Annotated in this window: 18 protein-coding genes; all 18 read left to right on the top strand. The window is 52.8% G+C overall.

All coding sequences use genetic code 11. The features are described from left to right. Positions 1-104 precede the first annotated feature (104 nt). Positions 105-650 (top strand): nitroreductase family protein, encoded by a 546-nt coding sequence (locus DW819_RS00645; RefSeq protein ID WP_118731611.1) that lies wholly within the window; start codon positions 105-107, stop codon positions 648-650. Positions 651-846: 196 nt separating this feature from the next. Then, on the top strand, positions 847-1,173 hold the full coding sequence (locus tag DW819_RS00650) for a PadR family transcriptional regulator (RefSeq protein ID WP_118731612.1): 327 nt from the start codon (positions 847-849) through the stop codon (positions 1,171-1,173). Then, positions 1,166-1,945 carry a hypothetical protein gene (locus tag DW819_RS00655; protein ID WP_118731613.1) on the top strand — a complete coding sequence of 260 codons (780 nt, stop codon included), beginning with the start codon at positions 1,166-1,168 and terminating at the stop codon, positions 1,943-1,945. The genes DW819_RS00650 and DW819_RS00655 overlap by 8 nt, the downstream gene beginning before the upstream one ends. Beyond that, complete coding sequence (locus DW819_RS00660) at positions 1,929-2,108, top strand: hypothetical protein (RefSeq protein WP_118731614.1); 180 nt, start codon at positions 1,929-1,931, stop codon at positions 2,106-2,108. The genes DW819_RS00655 and DW819_RS00660 overlap by 17 nt, the downstream gene beginning before the upstream one ends. Positions 2,109-2,141: 33 nt before the next feature. Further along, positions 2,142-2,333, top strand: a complete 192-nt coding sequence (locus DW819_RS00665; protein ID WP_118731711.1) for a PspC domain-containing protein — start codon at positions 2,142-2,144, stop codon at positions 2,331-2,333. Between the two features lie 68 nt (positions 2,334-2,401). Continuing rightward, positions 2,402-2,620, top strand: a complete 219-nt coding sequence (locus DW819_RS00670) for a small, acid-soluble spore protein, alpha/beta type (protein WP_118731615.1) — start codon at positions 2,402-2,404, stop codon at positions 2,618-2,620. A gap of 83 nt (positions 2,621-2,703) precedes the next feature. Next, positions 2,704-3,906, top strand: a complete 1,203-nt coding sequence (cbiD, locus tag DW819_RS00675; protein WP_118731712.1) for a cobalt-precorrin-5B (C(1))-methyltransferase CbiD — start codon at positions 2,704-2,706, stop codon at positions 3,904-3,906. Next, positions 3,903-4,937 carry a cobalt-precorrin 5A hydrolase gene (locus tag DW819_RS00680; protein WP_118731616.1) on the top strand — a complete coding sequence of 345 codons (1,035 nt, stop codon included), beginning with the start codon at positions 3,903-3,905 and terminating at the stop codon, positions 4,935-4,937. Before cbiD ends, DW819_RS00680 begins: the two co-directional genes overlap by 4 nt. 2 nt (positions 4,938-4,939) lie before the next feature. After that, entirely contained in the window at positions 4,940-6,448 is a 1,509-nt protein-coding gene (gene cobK / locus DW819_RS00685; protein ID WP_182432525.1) for a precorrin-6A reductase, read from the top strand. Continuing rightward, positions 6,438-8,459, top strand: a complete 2,022-nt coding sequence (locus DW819_RS00690) for a cobyrinate a,c-diamide synthase (RefSeq protein WP_243025460.1) — start codon at positions 6,438-6,440, stop codon at positions 8,457-8,459. The genes cobK and DW819_RS00690 overlap by 11 nt, the downstream gene beginning before the upstream one ends. Continuing rightward, complete coding sequence (locus DW819_RS00695; RefSeq protein WP_118731618.1) at positions 8,456-8,992, top strand: bifunctional adenosylcobinamide kinase/adenosylcobinamide-phosphate guanylyltransferase; 537 nt, start codon at positions 8,456-8,458, stop codon at positions 8,990-8,992. Before DW819_RS00690 ends, DW819_RS00695 begins: the two co-directional genes overlap by 4 nt. Further along, positions 8,979-9,770, top strand: a complete 792-nt coding sequence (locus DW819_RS00700; protein WP_118731619.1) for an adenosylcobinamide-GDP ribazoletransferase — start codon at positions 8,979-8,981, stop codon at positions 9,768-9,770. The genes DW819_RS00695 and DW819_RS00700 overlap by 14 nt, the downstream gene beginning before the upstream one ends. Positions 9,771-9,864: 94 nt before the next feature. Next, positions 9,865-10,188: a bifunctional adenosylcobinamide kinase/adenosylcobinamide-phosphate guanylyltransferase gene (locus DW819_RS00705; RefSeq protein WP_177303565.1), complete on the top strand. Its 324-nt coding sequence runs from the start codon at positions 9,865-9,867 to the stop codon at positions 10,186-10,188. A gap of 24 nt (positions 10,189-10,212) precedes the next feature. After that, the gene (gene cbiB, locus DW819_RS00710) at positions 10,213-11,223 is read left to right on the top strand and encodes an adenosylcobinamide-phosphate synthase CbiB (RefSeq protein WP_243025462.1); all 1,011 of its coding nucleotides are present in this window, start codon (positions 10,213-10,215) and stop codon (positions 11,221-11,223) included. Then, the gene (cobD, locus tag DW819_RS00715) at positions 11,220-12,323 is read left to right on the top strand and encodes a threonine-phosphate decarboxylase CobD (protein ID WP_118731621.1); all 1,104 of its coding nucleotides are present in this window, start codon (positions 11,220-11,222) and stop codon (positions 12,321-12,323) included. Before cbiB ends, cobD begins: the two co-directional genes overlap by 4 nt. A 19-nt stretch (positions 12,324-12,342) precedes the next feature. Then, entirely contained in the window at positions 12,343-13,953 is a 1,611-nt protein-coding gene (locus DW819_RS00720) for a response regulator (RefSeq protein ID WP_118731622.1), read from the top strand. 12 nt (positions 13,954-13,965) lie between these two features. Then, positions 13,966-15,759 (top strand): sensor histidine kinase, encoded by a 1,794-nt coding sequence (locus tag DW819_RS00725; protein ID WP_118731623.1) that lies wholly within the window; start codon positions 13,966-13,968, stop codon positions 15,757-15,759. Continuing rightward, the gene (locus tag DW819_RS00730) at positions 15,756-16,727 is read left to right on the top strand and encodes a substrate-binding domain-containing protein (protein ID WP_118731624.1); all 972 of its coding nucleotides are present in this window, start codon (positions 15,756-15,758) and stop codon (positions 16,725-16,727) included. The genes DW819_RS00725 and DW819_RS00730 overlap by 4 nt, the downstream gene beginning before the upstream one ends. The last annotated feature ends 10 nt before the right edge of the window (positions 16,728-16,737 follow it).

Here is a 16,737-nt window from a genome sequence, read left to right on the forward strand (position 1 = left end):
AAATCCCATTGCCGCAGGCAATTTTTCATGGATTTTTGCTCGTGACTGTGAAGGTACTGAACAGTTACTTATGATGGTAAAAAAATGAGCAGGAGGATATGACAATGGAATTTGAAAAACTGATCGAAGAGCGCAGAAGCATCCGTAAATATAACAGCAGCAGACGTGCAACGAAGGAGCAGATCACCGCTATGGTACAGGCTGCGATTCAGGCACCATCCTGGAAAAACAGCCAGACTGCACGTTATTACGCCATTTTAGAGGAAGCAAAGTGTGAGGAATTTTCTGAAAGCTGCCTGCCGCAGTTTAACCGGGACAGTTCCAAAGGTGCTTCTTATCTTGTGACTACATTTGTCAAAAACCGGGCAGGTTATAACCGAGAGACCGGAGCGCCGGATAATGAATGCGGAAACGGCTGGGGCTATTACGACCTTGGCCTGCAGAATGAGAACCTGATCTTAAAGGCAAAAGAGCTTGGTCTGGACACCTTGATCATGGGAATCCGTGACGCAGAGAAGATCCATGAGATGCTTCAGATTCCAGAGACAGAGCAGGTAGTAGCTGTGATCGCTGTCGGCTACCGTGACATTGACCCGGAAAAGCCGAAGCGCAAAACTCCGGAAGACATTCTGACTTTTTTGGAGGGCTGATGCCTTCTCCAGACAAGGACGAACAAAAAGAAAGCAGGTGCGGCCGGGCAAAACCAGAGCGTACCTGCTTTCCTTTGTAAAAAAAGCCACTTGACAAATAATATTATATGCTATATAGTATATCCATCAGCAGTATTATACATTGTATAATATATGGAATTTTACAATATTACACTATAAGGAAAGGCGGGATCATATGGTTTTTAATACGGGCGCGGCACTTCTGGATGCCATTGTGCTGTCCGTTGTCTCCAGGGATCAGAATGGAACCTACGGCTACCGCATCACCCAGGAGGTGCGTGAGGTGCTGGACATTTCAGAGTCTACCCTTTATCCGGTGCTGCGGCGTCTTTTAAAGGACGGATGTCTCGAAAGCTATGATCTGGCAATCGACGGAAGAAACCGGCGGTACTACCGGATCACGGAGAGCGGAAGGCTTCAGCTGAATCTTTACCGTGGAGAATGGAATACTTACGCACAGAAGATATCCAGAATACTTGAGGAGGTCATAAGACATGAGTAGAGCGGAGTTTATGGAAAAGCTGGAATATCTGCTGCAGGATCTTTCGCAAGAAGACCGGGAAGACGGAATAGCCTTTTACCGTGATTATCTCGATGAGGCCGGAACGGAGCGGGAGCAGGAAGTACTGCGGGAATTCGGAAGCCCGGAACGGATCGCCTCCATCATCCGGAGCAATTTACAAGTGGATCTGGAAGACGGCGGCATTTTTAGCGAGAATGGGTTTGAGGATGAGCGTTTCCGGGAGCCTGGGTACCAGGTGGTAAAACGGAAAGATCTTCCGGAGGTGCTGGAGGAAAACAGACAAAGAAATGATGACGGTCATGCACAGACAGCGGGACGGGAACGGACAGAGTATGAACATGGACGGTCACGAAAAAAAGAAGGAACACGCCGGAGAATTCTTCTTCCGCTGCTTCTGGTCTTAGTTTTATTTCCGGTTATCCTCGGCATGGGAAGCGGAGCCATTGCCGCGATCTCCACGCTGCTTGCTCTTATCGCCATAGCAGTGCTTGGAATCGGCTTCCTGACCATAGCGGCCTGCTTTGGCACTGTGATTCTGACGGTAATGGGTGCAGCTATCCTGGTCTCCGACTTATGGGGCGGTATTACCGTTGTTGGATTTGCAGTATTCACGTTTGGCTGTGTGCTGATCGGAATTGCGTTATCGATTCTTACATACGGAAAATTTGTGCCATGGTGCATTCGGACGATTGTAAACATTCTGAAGGGACTGCTTCGGGGAGGAAAGAAAGCTTATGAAAAATTGCGTTAAGTGGTTTTTAGTGGTGGGCATCCTGTTCTGCCTTTTCGGCACGGGAATCATTACAGCCGGTCTTATGAAGGGCGGAGCCAGGAATGCGAATAGCTATTTGAGAGAGTATTACCATCATGCAGATGAGATTGAGGAGCATCTGGATGATTATATAGAGTATTAGGTGTGAATATGCCTGGAGGAATGAAAGATGGATATGAATAAAAAACTGTATCGTTCCAGTACAAACAGAGTAATATGCGGCGTTTGCGGCGGTCTTGGAGAATATTTTGGTGTGGATCCGACCGTTGTGCGTCTGATATGGGTATTGATCGCCTGCTCCGGAACAGGCTTGATTGCCTATATTATTGCAGCGGTCATTATGCCGCTGAACCCGGATGAAGAATAGGTTTTTACAATTTATGAATAAAGCGCAGCGAAACGGGCACACTTCCAGAGAAAAGGAGTGTGCCCGTTATGTCTAAGAAAAAAGAGAAGAAGCCCTTTGATCCGGAACATATGACCCCGGAGGAACAGCTGAAATTTGAGATTGCGGAGGAGCTTGGCCTGGGAGACCGGGTCCTGAAGGATGGCTGGCGCTGCCTGACCTCCAAGGAAAGCGGCAGGATCGGCGGCCTCATCACAAAAAGAAAGAAGCAGATGCAAAAGGAAACTGAGAGAAACGCCCAGGTCTGATGCTTGTCAAACCACGCAAAAGCAAGTATAATAAAAACCGATTACAGTGTACAAAAAAGCGTATGCTGAAACGGAGAAAACAAGTGGCAGAGAAAAGACTAAGGAATGGATATACAACCGGGACCTGTGCGGCGGCTGCGGCGAAGGCGGCGGCCGCTTTTTTGTTATGTGGAAAAGCGGATTTGGACTATTCGGAACTTACCCTTCCGGGCGGAACTGTCTGCCGGATCCCGGTAACGCGGTATGAGCCGGAGCAGGAAACGGAGTCTCCGGCGTTCTGCTATTTTGTGCAGAAGGATTCCGGGGATGATCCAGATGTGACGAACGGAACAAACATTTATGCCAGCGTGCGTCAGGTGGACCGGAATGAGTTTGAATCCCTGTGCCATGCGGGTGCCGGATATTATCTGAAAGAATACCCACAGCTCTATTTAAACGGCGGCCGGGGTATCGGCATGGTGACAAAGCCGGGGCTTAGCTGTCCGGTGGGACATTATGCCATCAACCCGGTACCGAGCAGCATGATCCTGGGGGCGGTGGCGGATGTTGTGCAAACAGCTGCTTTTGAGGAATATCTGATCGTTACCATCTGGATCCCGGAAGGGGAGCAGCTGGCACTCCAGACCTTCAATCCCAAGCTGGGAATTCAGGGCGGTATCTCGGTTCTTGGCACTACCGGAATTGTAAAGCCTATGAGTGAGGAGGCACTGCTGGAGACCATTCGTCTGGAAATTCACATGAAAGCAGTGAACGGGGCAAAGGTGCTTTTGATGGCGCCCGGAAACTATGGCGAAGAATTTTTAAAGAAGGAGCTGGGCGTTCCGATGGGAAGCGCCGTTCTTTGCAGCAACTTTGTGAAGGAAGCGGTGCTGATGGCAGAGATGGAGGGCTTTCGGAAGCTGCTGTTTGTGGGACACATCGGTAAGCTGATCAAGGTGTCTGCCGGTGTGGAAAATACCCATTCCAGGTATGGAGACGGCCGCATGGAACAGATGGCGGTGCTGACAAAAGAACTGGGGCATCCCAAGCTGCAGGAACAGATCCGTGTCTGCAATACCACAGATGACGCGCTGGCGCTGTTAAAAGAACAGGATCTTGCAAAGCCGCTTCTTGACCGGACTGCTCTCTGTGTTAAGCACTGGATGGAAATCTGGAGCGGAGGGCAGATCGCAGTGGAAGCAGTTACCTTTTCCATTGCACATCAGCTGCTCGGAGCGACAGAAAACTGGCAGAAAGCATTTGATGCCTGGTTGGAGACATCCGGCCGGGGAAAGGACTCTTTATGAAACTTGCAGTGATCAGCTTTACCAGGACAGGCGAAGGTATCTGCGAAAAGCTGTCAAAGGCGCTGAGTGCGGCGGGAGCAGACTGCCCAGGCTATAGCGGAAGAAAAACAGGCAATGCAGGTTCGATGTTACAGCCCGTATCCGGGACACTTTCAGAGTGGACCGGGCAGCAGTTTGCCGCATGTGACGGACTGATCTTTATCGGCGCCGCCGGGATCGCGGTGCGGCTGATTGCTCCATACTTGAAAGATAAGCTTACGGATCCGGCTGTGGTTGTGGTGGATGAGGCCGGACAGTTTGCCATTTCCCTTCTTTCCGGTCATGTGGGCGGCGCAAACCGTCTGACGGAATGGATCGCGAAAATCCTGGATGCAGTACCGGTTGTGACAACGTCCTCCGACGTGCGGGGGCGCACTGCGATCGATGTCTGGGCAGTGGATCACGGCCTTGTGCTGACAGACCGGAAGCTGGCAAAGGAGATTGCGGCGGCGCTTCTGGATGGAGAAACGGTCGGATATTTCAGCGATTATCCGATTTCGCAGCCGGAGGGAACCGGGTATGAGGCAGACGTAGTGCACCGGCTGAATGTCTGGGTAACCTGCCGCAGGCAGGAGGCGCCGGGCATATTTCTGCGTCTGATTCCTAAGAAGCTGGTACTTGGTATTGGCTGCCGCAGGGGTACGCCAGGAGATGTCATAGAAACAGCAGTGCGGGAAACTCTCGAAGAGCATCATCTGGACATACACGGAGTGTCCGGGGTAGCGAGCATTGATTTAAAGAAGGACGAGGCCGGACTTTTGGAAACAGCAACTGGTCTTGGCATTCCTTTTTCTACATACAGCAGTGAAGAACTGGCGGCTGTGCAGGGAGACTTTTCGGAGTCCGGGTTTGTGCGTCAGGTGACCGGAGTCGGAAATGTCTGTGAGCGGTCGGCTCTTTGCTGTGCGGGAACAGGCGGACGCCTGATCGTGAAAAAACAGGTGCACAACGGCGTGACGGTAGCTGTGGCAGAAAAAACAGGAGGGAAATGACCATGCAGAGACATGCATCTGTTGTGATATTTGGAGGGACATCCGAGGGACGTGAGCTGGCAGAGTATGCTGAGGCGCGTCATATTCCGGTTCTGGTCAGTGTGGTATCCGGCTACGGGGAAAGTCTGCTGAGAGAAAGTGATCTGGTTCAGGTACATACCGGAGCGCTGGATGAAGCTGCCATGCGGCAGTTTTTGCTGGAAGCAGCCCCGAAGCTTGTGCTGGATGCCACCCATCCCTATGCCAGAGTGGTGACGGAGCAGGTGGCAGCGCTGTGCCGGGAGCTTGCAATTTCTTATCAGCGGATTTTAAGGGGATCAGAGACTGAGAAAGCTGCAGGACAGAACTCAGGGATGCAGGAAGACAGACAGGATTTGGCGCCTGTATTTGTGGTGGATTCTGTAAGTGAGGCAGCTGCGTGTCTGAAACAGGATGGCCGCCCGGTTCTCCTTACCACCGGAAGCAAGGAACTGGAAGCGTTTGCCGGGGATCCGGTTTTGCGGGAACGCATCTTTGCACGGGTCCTTCCGGACAGTCAGGTCCTTAAAAAATGTGAGGATCTTGGCCTTCACGGCGCCCACATCATTGCCATGCAGGGACCGTTTTCGGTGGAACTGAATTATGCGCTGCTGCGTACCGTGCAGGCAGGGTGGCTTGTCACAAAGGAAGCCGGAAAGCGCGGCGGCTTTGCGGAGAAAATAGAGGCTGCAAGGCAGTGCGGCGTATCCGTGGTCGTGATCCGGCGGCCGGTCCACGAGGAAGGAATCTCGCTGGAAGAGGCAAAGAGACAGATGGATGCATACCGGACGGCCAGGCCGCCGGAAAACAGCGAAGCAGATGGCACGGGCAGACGTTTTCTCAGTATGATCGGCATGGGCATGGGCGGCGCAAAGCAGCTTACCCTGGAAGCCCTGGAAGTGCTGGAGCGTAGTGATATTGTGTTCGGTGCGTCCCGGATGCTCGCAGACCTGGCACCGTTGATCCGCGAAAAACATCAGGAAACCTATTACCAGCCGGAAAAGATTCTGGACTGGCTGGAAAAAAATAGAGCCTGTCAGCATGCCGTGGTGGTCTGCTCCGGGGATACCGGGTTTTACAGCGGAAGCGGCAGCATGATGCGGGAACTGAAAGCACGTTTTGGTGAAGTGGAATCCAGTCCTTATGAGGTAACGGTTTTTCCGGGCATTTCTTCTGTATCGGCCCTTGCGGCACGCTTTGGGATATCCTGGGACGATGCCTGTCTCGCCAGTGCCCATGGGCGGGACTGCGATGCGGCGGCGCTCCTCAAGGAGCATGAAAAAGTATTTCTGCTGTTGGACAGCAGTATGAATTTGAGACAGATCTGCCGGATCCTGAAGGATGCTGACATGGGAAATACCAGAATTTACGCGGGTATCCGTATGGGATATGAGGACGAACGTAAAATTTACGGAACAGCAGAAGAACTGACAGATATTGAGACGAACAGTCTGACGGCTGTATTTCTGGAGCGGGAAAAAGATGAGAGATGAATGGTTTATCCGGGGAGAAATCCCCATGACAAAAAGTGAAGTACGGGCAGTTTCCGTTTCCAGGCTGGAACTGCAGACGAACAGCATTGTGTATGATATTGGGGCAGGCACGGGATCTGTTTCCGTGGAGGCGGCACTTAAGGTGCCGAAGGGCCATGTGTATGCCTTTGAACAGAAGGAAGAGGGCTGTGCGTTGATCCGGGCAAACGCGGAAAAGGCGGGCTTAACCAATCTTACCGTGGTTCCGGGGAAAGCACCGGAGTCACTGGCTGGATACCCGGCCCCGGACCGGGTGTTCCTTGGCGGAAGCAGCGGCAATATGGAGGAAATCCTGGATCTGGTGACGGAATTAAACCCGGCAGTTCAGCTCGTGGTCAATGTGATCGCCCTGGAGAGCCTGAATCAGGCCATGGCATGGTTTCAGAAAAAGGGATGGGAGCCGGAGGTGGTCTGCATGCAGGTATCCCGGGCGGCAAAGCGCGGCCCGTACCACATGATGCAGGCGCAGAATCCGATCTATATCCTTGCGGCACAGGGGCAACAGACACAGCAATCACAGAACGTGCCGGTAGCGCCCGGACAGAACGGACGCGCGCAGCAAGATGCAGATTTTCCCCGTATCCTGTTGGCAGCTCCGGGAAGCGGCAGCGGCAAGACTCTTCTTATCACCGGCCTTCTGACCCTGTTTCAGAACCGCGGCATCCGCTGCCGTTCTTTCAAATGCGGCCCGGACTACATCGACCCGATGTTTCACAAATACGTTCTGGGTATCGACAGCTGCAACCTGGACAGCTTCTTTCTTTCGCAAGAGGAGCTGCAGGCGCTGTTTCGAAAACGGGCGGCAGACGCGGAGCTTTCCGTTCTGGAAGGCGTGATGGGCTATTATGACGGGATTGGCGGCAATTCCACTTCTGCCAGCACCTATGAGGTGGCAACAATAACCGATACTCCGGCCATTCTTGTGGTGAATGGAAAAGGCAGCAGCCTTTCTCTGGCGGCGCAAATCAAAGGATTTCTGGACTATCGGAAGGACAGCCATATTTGCGGTGTGATCTTAAATAAAACGAACAAAATGGTAGGCGAACGCCTGCGTCCGGAGATTGAAAAGCTGGGCGTGCGTTATCTTGGCGCGGTGCCGGTCTGTGAGATCATGGACATCAAGAGCCGCCATCTGGGACTCACGATGCCGCAGGAGCAGAGTGAACTGCGCGGGCATCTGAATGCCTTTGCGAAACAGCTGGAGGAGTATCTGGATGTCGATGGGATTCTGGAGCTGGCGGGATACTCCGGAGAGAAACTGCCGGAAGCCGGAAAAACTGAGCAATCCAACCAGACAGATTTGAACCAGGAAGAAACAAAACAGGATGAGATCCGCCCCATAGACTCGGAGAGTGAACCTCCTACCCGCCGCATGGCGGTAGCTATGGACGAGGCCTTCTGCTTCTACTATCAGGAAAATCTGGACTTTTTAAGACAGCACGGCTGGGAAGTGGTTCCGTTTTCTCCGCTCCACGATGTGGCATTGCCGGAGCAGGTTCATGCCATCTTACTGGGCGGCGGATACCCGGAGCTCTACGCAAAGGAGCTGTCTGCCAATGAGCCGATGCTTGTGTCCATCCGAAACGCTCATGCAGAGGGCATCAAAATTCTGGCGGAATGCGGCGGATTTCTGTATCTTCAGGAGCACCTGGAGGATGAAATGGGAAACTGCTGGCCTATGGCCGGACTGATCCACGCAGACGGATTCCGCACAGAAAAACTTGGCCGTTTCGGATATATTTCTCTGACGCAGAATGGCGCAGTACGGATCAAAGGGCATGAATTCCACTACTGGGAGAGCACCGCACCGGGATCAGCGTTTCGGGCAGAAAAACCGCAGTCGGACCGCGGCTGGGATTGTATGTACCGGACGGACAGTCTGCTAGCGGGCTTTCCGCATCTTTATTATTTATCCGGACCGGATCTGATCCTGAGCTTTTTATCCGGTCCTGAGGGAGAGGAAACAACATGATGCATCTTGTGACCGGCGCTTCCGCCAGCGGAAAATCCGCCTACGCGGAAAATCTGCTTGTACCTGCAAAGAGCGCAGAAAAATATTATATCGCCACCATGCGTCCCTGGGGCGCAGAAGGAGCGGCACGGGTGAAAAAGCACCGTGCCATGCGGGAGGGAAAGGGTTTTCAGACCATCGAAGCCTTCCACACACTGGATGCTTTACGCCTGCCGGAAAAGGGAAGCCTGATGCTGGAGTGCATGTCCAACCTGTTAGCCAATGAGCAGTTTGAGCTTGGCGGAACAGATGCGGAAATCCTGGACCGGATCCAACAGGGCATTCAGAATTTAAAGGAACAGACCGAAGATCTGATCATCGTGACGAACGAGATTTTTTCAGACGGATGCCGTTATGACGCAGAGACCGTCCGCTACATAAGACTTCTCGGAAACCTTAATATCCGGATGGCAGAGGAGGCGGATGCCGTAACAGAAGTTGTGTATGGAATTCCCATCCGCCGGAAAGGAGAAGATGCGAATGAGCAGCAATGAGAAAACCCTGCCTTCAATTCTGGAAAGCTTTGTGATCGCGTTTTCCATGTATTCCCGCATCCCTATGCCCTTTGTGGAGTGGAGTGAGTGCGGTATGAAGTACGCCTTCTGCTTTTTCCCGCTGATCGGTGTGGTGATCGGCGCGTGTGTCTGCGCCTTTTGCTGGCTGTCCGTGCAGGCCGGGCTTGGTATTCTGGCTTTTTCCCTTCTGGGAACGGCTGTCCCGCTGCTCATCACCGGAGGCATTCACATGGATGGATTTCTGGATGTGACGGATGCCAGAAGCTCCTTCCAGAGCCGGGAACGAAAGCTGGAAATCTTAAAGGACCCTCACGCCGGAGCCTTTGCCATTGCCGGGTGCGGTGTCTATCTGCTGCTGTACACGGCAGCCTTTTCAGAGCTGCGTCTGGAGGCCTTTCCGGCCATTGGCGGAATCTATGTGATGACACGGGCCCTGAGCGGTCTTTCGGTTCTCTGTTTCCCAAAGGCAAGAAAGGATGGACTGGCAGCTACGTTTGCCAAAGGAACCGGAAACGGAGCACCGGCAGTCAAAGCAGTGCTGGCAGTCTGGCTTCTGGTGGGAATTGCGTTTGTATTTCTGGTATCCGGTACCGTCACGGCAGTGGTCCTGACAGTGGCAGCAGCGGCAGTGTTTCTCTGGTATCATCACATGGCCATGCATGAATTTGGCGGAACCACCGGTGATCTGGCCGGATACTTTTTACAGACCGCGGAGCTGGTGATGGTTGCGGCACTGGCCGTGTGCGGCCGCCTGTAGGCAGGCATGACGTTGGCAGTGCTCCGACATGAATTCGGTGAGATGTACAGGGCCTGCCGCGAAAAAGGAAACTACAGTAAGGAGTTTACATAGCATGATTCTGATTATCGGAGGAAGCTTTCAGGGAAAGAAAGCATATGCAGCACAGATCTGCAAAGACGGAAGGATCCTTGCCGATTTTCAGGACCGCATCCGCGCGGTACTGGAAGCCGGGGAAGATCCGGAAGCGTTTACTCGACAGCTTCTCACAGACCCGCCCGCGGTGATCACGCTGGATGAGGTGGGCTGCGGCATAGTCCCGCTGGAGAAGTCAGAGCGGGACTACCGCGAGGCCGTGGGCCATGCCGGACAGATGTTAGCGGCAGCGGCAGCAGAGGTTTACCGGATGCAGTGCGGCATTGCAGTCCGGATCAAATAAAAGAAAAAAGGAATGTAAAGCAGCATGAGATTAACACAGCTTTGGATGGAATATGCGGCAGCAGCCTGTATTGGCTTTCTGATCGACTTTATCGTGGGAGATCCGCAGGGACTCTGGCACCCGGTCTGCGGGATCGGCAGCCTGATTTCCCGTATGGAAAAGAAGCTTCGAAAGAATACGGAAGATACCCCGCAGAATCTGCTTCTGGCCGGGGCGGCGCTGGCCGTGACCATTCCCTGTATGACGGTGATGATTACGGCAGTGCTTCTGCTGGCAGCAGGCTTCATCCATCCTTATCTCCGTTTTGTCCTCATGTGTGTGCTGGATGGCTGGATCCTTGCGGCCCGCTCGTTGAAAACGGAGAGCATGAAGGTATACCGGCGACTGAAGGAGAAGGATTTAAACGGCGCCCGCTATGCGGTATCCATGATCGTTGGGCGTGATACAGAGAGACTGACGGCAGAGGGCGTCACCAGGGCGGCGGTGGAGACTGTGGCGGAAAATGCGTCGGACGGTGTCATTGCCCCTCTGTTATTTCTGCTCTTTTTCGGTCCGGTTGGGGGCTTCTTTTATAAGGCAGTCAACACCATGGATTCCATGGTTGGGTATAAAAACGAGAAGTACCTGTATTTCGGCCGCGCGGCGGCGAAGCTGGATGACCTGGTCAATTATATTCCGGCGAGGCTTACCGGCCTGGCCTTTGCGGCGGCGGCCTGCCTGATCCCCGGAATGAGCGGCAAAAACGCATTTAAAATCTGGCGGCGGGACCGCAGAAACCATAAGAGCCCGAATTCGGCCCAGAGTGAATCGGCCTGCGCCGGGGCACTGGGCGTACAGCTGGCGGGGGATGCCTGGTATTTTGGCGAGCTGTATCATAAGCCTGCCATCGGCGATGCCCTTCGCCCGATAGAACCGGAGGATATCCCGAGAGCCAACCGCCTGATGTATGTGGCCTCGGTTCTGACTCTGGTAGTCTGTGCGGCGGCAGTGGCGCTGATCTGTTGTATGTTCGCACCGGGAGGTATGGGACTATGAAAAAACAGCAGATAACCACCTGTCAGCCGGACAAGGCGGTCCGGCACGGCGGAGATATTTACCGAAATCCGGTCCGGTATGATTTCTCCATCAATTTGAATCCCCTTGGCATGCCGGAGGGGGTGAAACGGAGGCTGAAAGAAACTGTGGAGGACTGGGGACGCTATCCGGATCCGCAGTGTGAAGCGCTTACGAGAGCACTTGCCGATTATCATCAGATTGCGGCAGACAGGATCCTCTGCTCCAACGGTGCGGCCGATCTCATTTACGGGCTGGTGCAGACCATAAAGCCAAGGCAGGCACTTTTGCTTTCACCGGGATTTGCAGAGTACGAGCAGGCACTTGCCCGGTCAGGCTGTGAGATCCGCTACAGCCGTCTTTACCCGGAAAACGGTTTTCTTCCGGATGTGCAGCAGCTTTGTGAGCAGATCACGCCGGATACGGACCTTATCTTTTTCTGCAATCCCAATAATCCGACCGGGCATGCCGTTCCCAGGGAACAGATCCTGCAGATCGCAAAGCGCTGTGAGGAGACCGCAACCAGGCTGATCCTGGATGAATGCTTCTGTGACCTTCTGGATCACCCGGAAGCATACAGTGTTGTACCGGAAGCAGAGCATTTTCCGGGGCTGTTTATTCTGAGAGCGTTTACCAAAACCTATGCAATGGCGGGGCTGAGACTGGGCTACGGGATCTGTGCGGACCGCGGGCTTTTGCGCAGGCTTTCTGCAGGACGCCAGCCCTGGAGCATTTCCGTGCCGGCCCAGGAGGCAGGATGCGCGGCACTGCGGGAAAGCGTCTATTTAAACGAAGCAAGGGAGCTTTTAAAAGCAGGAAGGGTATATCTTACCCGGGAGCTTCGCAGAATGGGATTTCTGGTTTACGATTCCGATATCAATTTTATTTTGTTTTTTTACGGGCAAGAACCAAGGCCTCTCCACTTGTATGAGGCATGTTTAAAGCGGGGGATCCTGCTGCGGGACTGCAGCAATTTTACGGGACTTGCCTGTGGATATTACCGGATCTGCGTAAGCGGACAGAAGGAAAACCAGATCCTGGTCCATACTCTGGAGCAGATTCTGGAGGAAACAGGAAAATAATCAAAGGAGAAGGCAGATCATGAACTTATATCGGATCATCCTTGTGGACGATGAGGAGGAAGTGCGCAAGGGCATCATACGAAAGATTGACTGGAATCACCTGGGGTTTGAGGTGGTCGGAGATGCAGAGAACGGAGCAGAGGCATTGGAAAAGATTGAACAGCTGGAGCCGGAGGTAGTCATGACGGATATCCGTATGCCGTTTATGGACGGTCTGGCGCTGACAGAACGGATCCGGCAGAAGTACCCGTCCATGAAGGTGCTGATCTTTTCCGGCTTCGATGACTTTGAGTATGCGCAGCAGGCCATTAAGCTGAACGTGACGGAGTATATTTTAAAACCGGTGAACGTGGAGGAGCTTTCTGAAATCCTCACCCGGGTCAGAAAAAATTTGGATGAGGAGATCAGCCAGCGGCGCGATGCGGCTCTTCTGCGGGAGAGCTATCAGAAAAGTCTGCCGATCCTCCGTGCGGTATTCTTAAACGATCTGATGAGGGGAACTGCCGATTCCGGTATGATCGAAGAGAAGCTTAAGGAATACAGTGTAGACATTCTTCATGCAAAAAAATGGCTGACGGCGCTGATCCATATTGAGGCAGAGAACGCGGAAGGACCGAACGCCCTGCAAAAGGAGCTGATCCCGATCTCCGTGCGGCAGATCGCGGAGGACCATTTAAGAGATTACTGCCGGTTTACCATCTTTAACTCGTCGGCCGGCATTACTCTGATCGCGGCCATTGATGAGAACAATTCCCAGACCGGTCTTCTGGATCACCTGGGAGATATCTGCAAGGAGTGCCGGAGAGTTCTGGAGGTCACGGTGACCATTGCGGTGGGACACAGCTGCCAGAAGCTTTCCGAACTCAGCCGGATGTATCAGTCTGCGGTGGATGCACTGGGCTACCGGAGTATTGTCGGTGTGGGCCAGACGATTTATATCAATGATGTAGAACCGGTAAGCCGCGGCAAACTGAAATTTGACAATGCGGATGAAAATGATTTCATCACAGCGGTGAAATTCGGCCCGGAGGAAAAAATCCGGGAAACCATACACAGTCTGATGACACGCATGGATGATGCCCGGGTACATGTCAGACAGCAGCAGCTGTACATGCTTTCTCTGTTTAACTGCGTGACCCGTCTGATGCAGCAGTATGATCTCACCACCCGTGAGATTTTTGATACGGAAAAACAGTATCTGGATATCCAGGCAGCCATTGGAAAGCCGGAGAAATTTGAATCGTGGATCCTGGGTGTATCTTTCAGGATCCATGAGGGCATAAACCGGGAACGTGACAATACCACCAAGAAGGTGATCCTGGAAGCGCGGCGCTACGTTGAAAACCATTATCAGGATCCCTCTCTTTCTGTGGAAATGATCTGCCGGGAGCTTCATATGAGTCCGGCTTATTTTTCCACGATGTTCCGCAAGGTAACGGGCCAGACGTACATTGCCTACCTGACGGAGGTGCGTCTGCAGAAGGCAGTGGAGCTCTTAAATGAGACTGATGACAAGACCTATGTGATTGCCCAGAAGGTGGGATATCAGGAGCAGAATTATTTCAGCTACGTGTTCAAGAAGCGCTTCGGTATTTCACCGACGAAATACCGCGGCACCCAGAATGGCTGATGAGGAGGCGCTATGGCAAAGAAAAAACTGACGGAATTTTTCAGCCGTGTCAGCATCCGCTCTACCATCTATCTGTATTTCACCATCAGTGCGCTGACGGCCCTGATCCTGATGGGGATTTCGTTCTACGGGCGTCTGGTAGGGCAGATGACGGCGGCCATCCAGGAGGAAAACCAGACGATGCTGGCTCAGGTAAACCATTCGGTAGATTCCTACCTGCGTACCATTATGAAGCTGTCGGATTCCCTCTATTATGACGTCATAAAGAATGCGGATCTTTCCACGGAGAGTATCCATAACGAGCTGAACCTTCTTTACGATAACAACCGGGACTGTGTGTCTAATATTGCGCTGTTTTCAAGGCAGGGAGAGCTGATCGATACCTTTCCGGCAGCACGCTTAAAGACCGGGCTGGATGTGACAGCGGAGGACTGGTTTACGGATACGCTGGAGCGCACGGAAAATCTGCACTTTACGACGCCGCATGTACAGTATATTTTTGACAGTGATGAAAACCAGTATACCTGGGTCATTACCATGACCCGTGCGGTGGAGATCACGAAGGGCGTTTCGGCCGAGCAGGGTATTTTACTGATCGACATTACCTATGGAAGCTTAAAGCAGCTGTTAGACAGCATCACCATGGGAAATCACGGCTACCTTTATCTGGTGAGTCCGGGCGGACAGCTGATCTACCACCCGCAGATGCAGCTGATCGACGCGGGGCAGATGCAGGAAAATTTCCGGGCTGCTGCCGGTTACCGCGATGGCAACTGCCGGGAGTCCTATCAGGGCGAGATCCGGGATGTGACGGTCAAATCGGTGGGCTATACAGGCTGGAAGCTGGTGGGCGTTACACCTGAAAAAGAAAGCTATCTGAATACGTTAAAGACCAAACTGTTTATGGTATTTCTGATCGCGCTGTTCCTGTTTATGCTGATGATCATCAATGCATCGATTTCCTCCCGCATTACCATCCCGATCCGGGAGCTGGAAAAATCAGTCAACGCGCTGGAGAACGGGAACCTGGATGTGGAGGTTTATCAGGGCGGATCCTATGAGATCCGGCATCTGGGGCGTTCCATAGGTGACATGGCGCGCCAGATCAAGGTGCTGATGCAGGACATTGTGGCAGAGCATGAATCCAAGCGCAAAAGCGAATTTGACACGCTCCAGTCCCAGATCAATCCGCATTTTCTTTACAATACCCTGGATATCATCGTGTGGATGATTGAGAACGAACAGAAGTCGGAGGCGGTCCGGGTGGTTACGGCCCTGGCCCGTTTCTTCCGCATCAGCTTAAGCAAGGGAAAGAGTATCATTCCCGTGCGGGACGAATTAGAGCATGTGCGCAACTATCTGATGATCCAGCAGATGCGTTTTAAGAACAAGTTCACCTATACCATTGACGCGGCGCCGGAGGTTCTGGGGTATGCAAGTCTGAAGCTGATGCTGCAGCCGCTTGTGGAAAACGCAATCTATCATGGCATGGAATTTAAGGACGGGGACGGCATCATTGAAATAAAAGCAGAACAAAAGGAAGACGGACTTTGGTTTACCGTGCTGGATAACGGCCTTGGCATGACGGAGGAACAGGTAGAAAATCTTCTGACGGATCACGCGCATGTTTCCTCAAAGCGCGGCTCCGGGATCGGCGTTAAAAATGTGAATGAGCGGATAAGACTGTATTTCGGAAATGAATACGGACTGTTTATTGAGTCGGAGCCGGATGAGGGCACCACGATCCGCATCCATCTTCCGGCGGTGGATTACCGGGAAATTCAGGAAAAGGAGAAAACGGTATGAGAAAACGGGATACATGGCTCTGGGTCATTTATGGGTTCGTACTGCTCTTTCTGTATCTGATTTCTTCTACGGATCTTCTGATCAAGGAGCGGAAAAACGAAATTTATCCGGTTTCGGTGATCCTGGATGACACGACGGATGAGTCTTACCAGAATTTTAAGAAGGGCGTGGACCGGGCAGCCATTGAGCTGAATGCGGATGTAAGCATGATCACGCTGTATGAGGGCGGTGATGCTTCCCAGCAGATCGAGCGGATGGCAAGAGAACAGCAGGACGGTGCGAGGGCACTGATCGTGATGCCTGTGGAGGAATCTGCCCTGGAATCCGCCCTGGCGGATAAACGGGTACAGATCCCGCTGGTGCTTGTCAATGCTGAGCTTCCGCGGGATAAGGTATCAGCAGTGGTTTCCACCGATTACGATGCCATGGGACAGAATCTTGCCAGACAGGCTCTGAATGAGCATGGAAACCAGATTCCTTATTATCTGTTTTACAGCTCCAGAAAATCGGCGGCCCGACGGCATTTTCAGGATGGCGTGGAATCGGTTCTGCGTGGGGGCGGCTGTGAAATCAAGAAATTTGAGCGTCACGGTGACGGAAGCATCCGCAAGATCGTGGAAGAGCTGGTTTACCCGGAATCCGCCCAGGCAGTGATCATTGCCCTGGATGCGGAAACGCTTCTTGAGACGGCACAGATCCTGGCCGATAGCAGTGTATATCCGGAGCATGTCAGCGGTCTGTACGGCCGCGGGACTGCCACGCCGCTTTTGAATTATCTGGACCGCGGCGTGATAAGCGGGCTTAGTGTGACAGATGATTTCAGTACCGGATACTTAAGCGTCCGGCGTGCCGTGGAGATTTTGTCCAATCAGAAAACGGAAGAGGCAACGGTGCTGGAGAGCTATTATATCCGGAAAGAAGACCTGCGCAGCCCGGAATTCGAGAAAATGCTTTATCCCATTGAGTAGGAGGCGGTTC

It is taken from the genome of Clostridium sp. AM33-3, assembly GCF_003480315.1.
Lineage (GTDB): Bacteria > Bacillota > Clostridia > Lachnospirales > Lachnospiraceae > Brotaphodocola.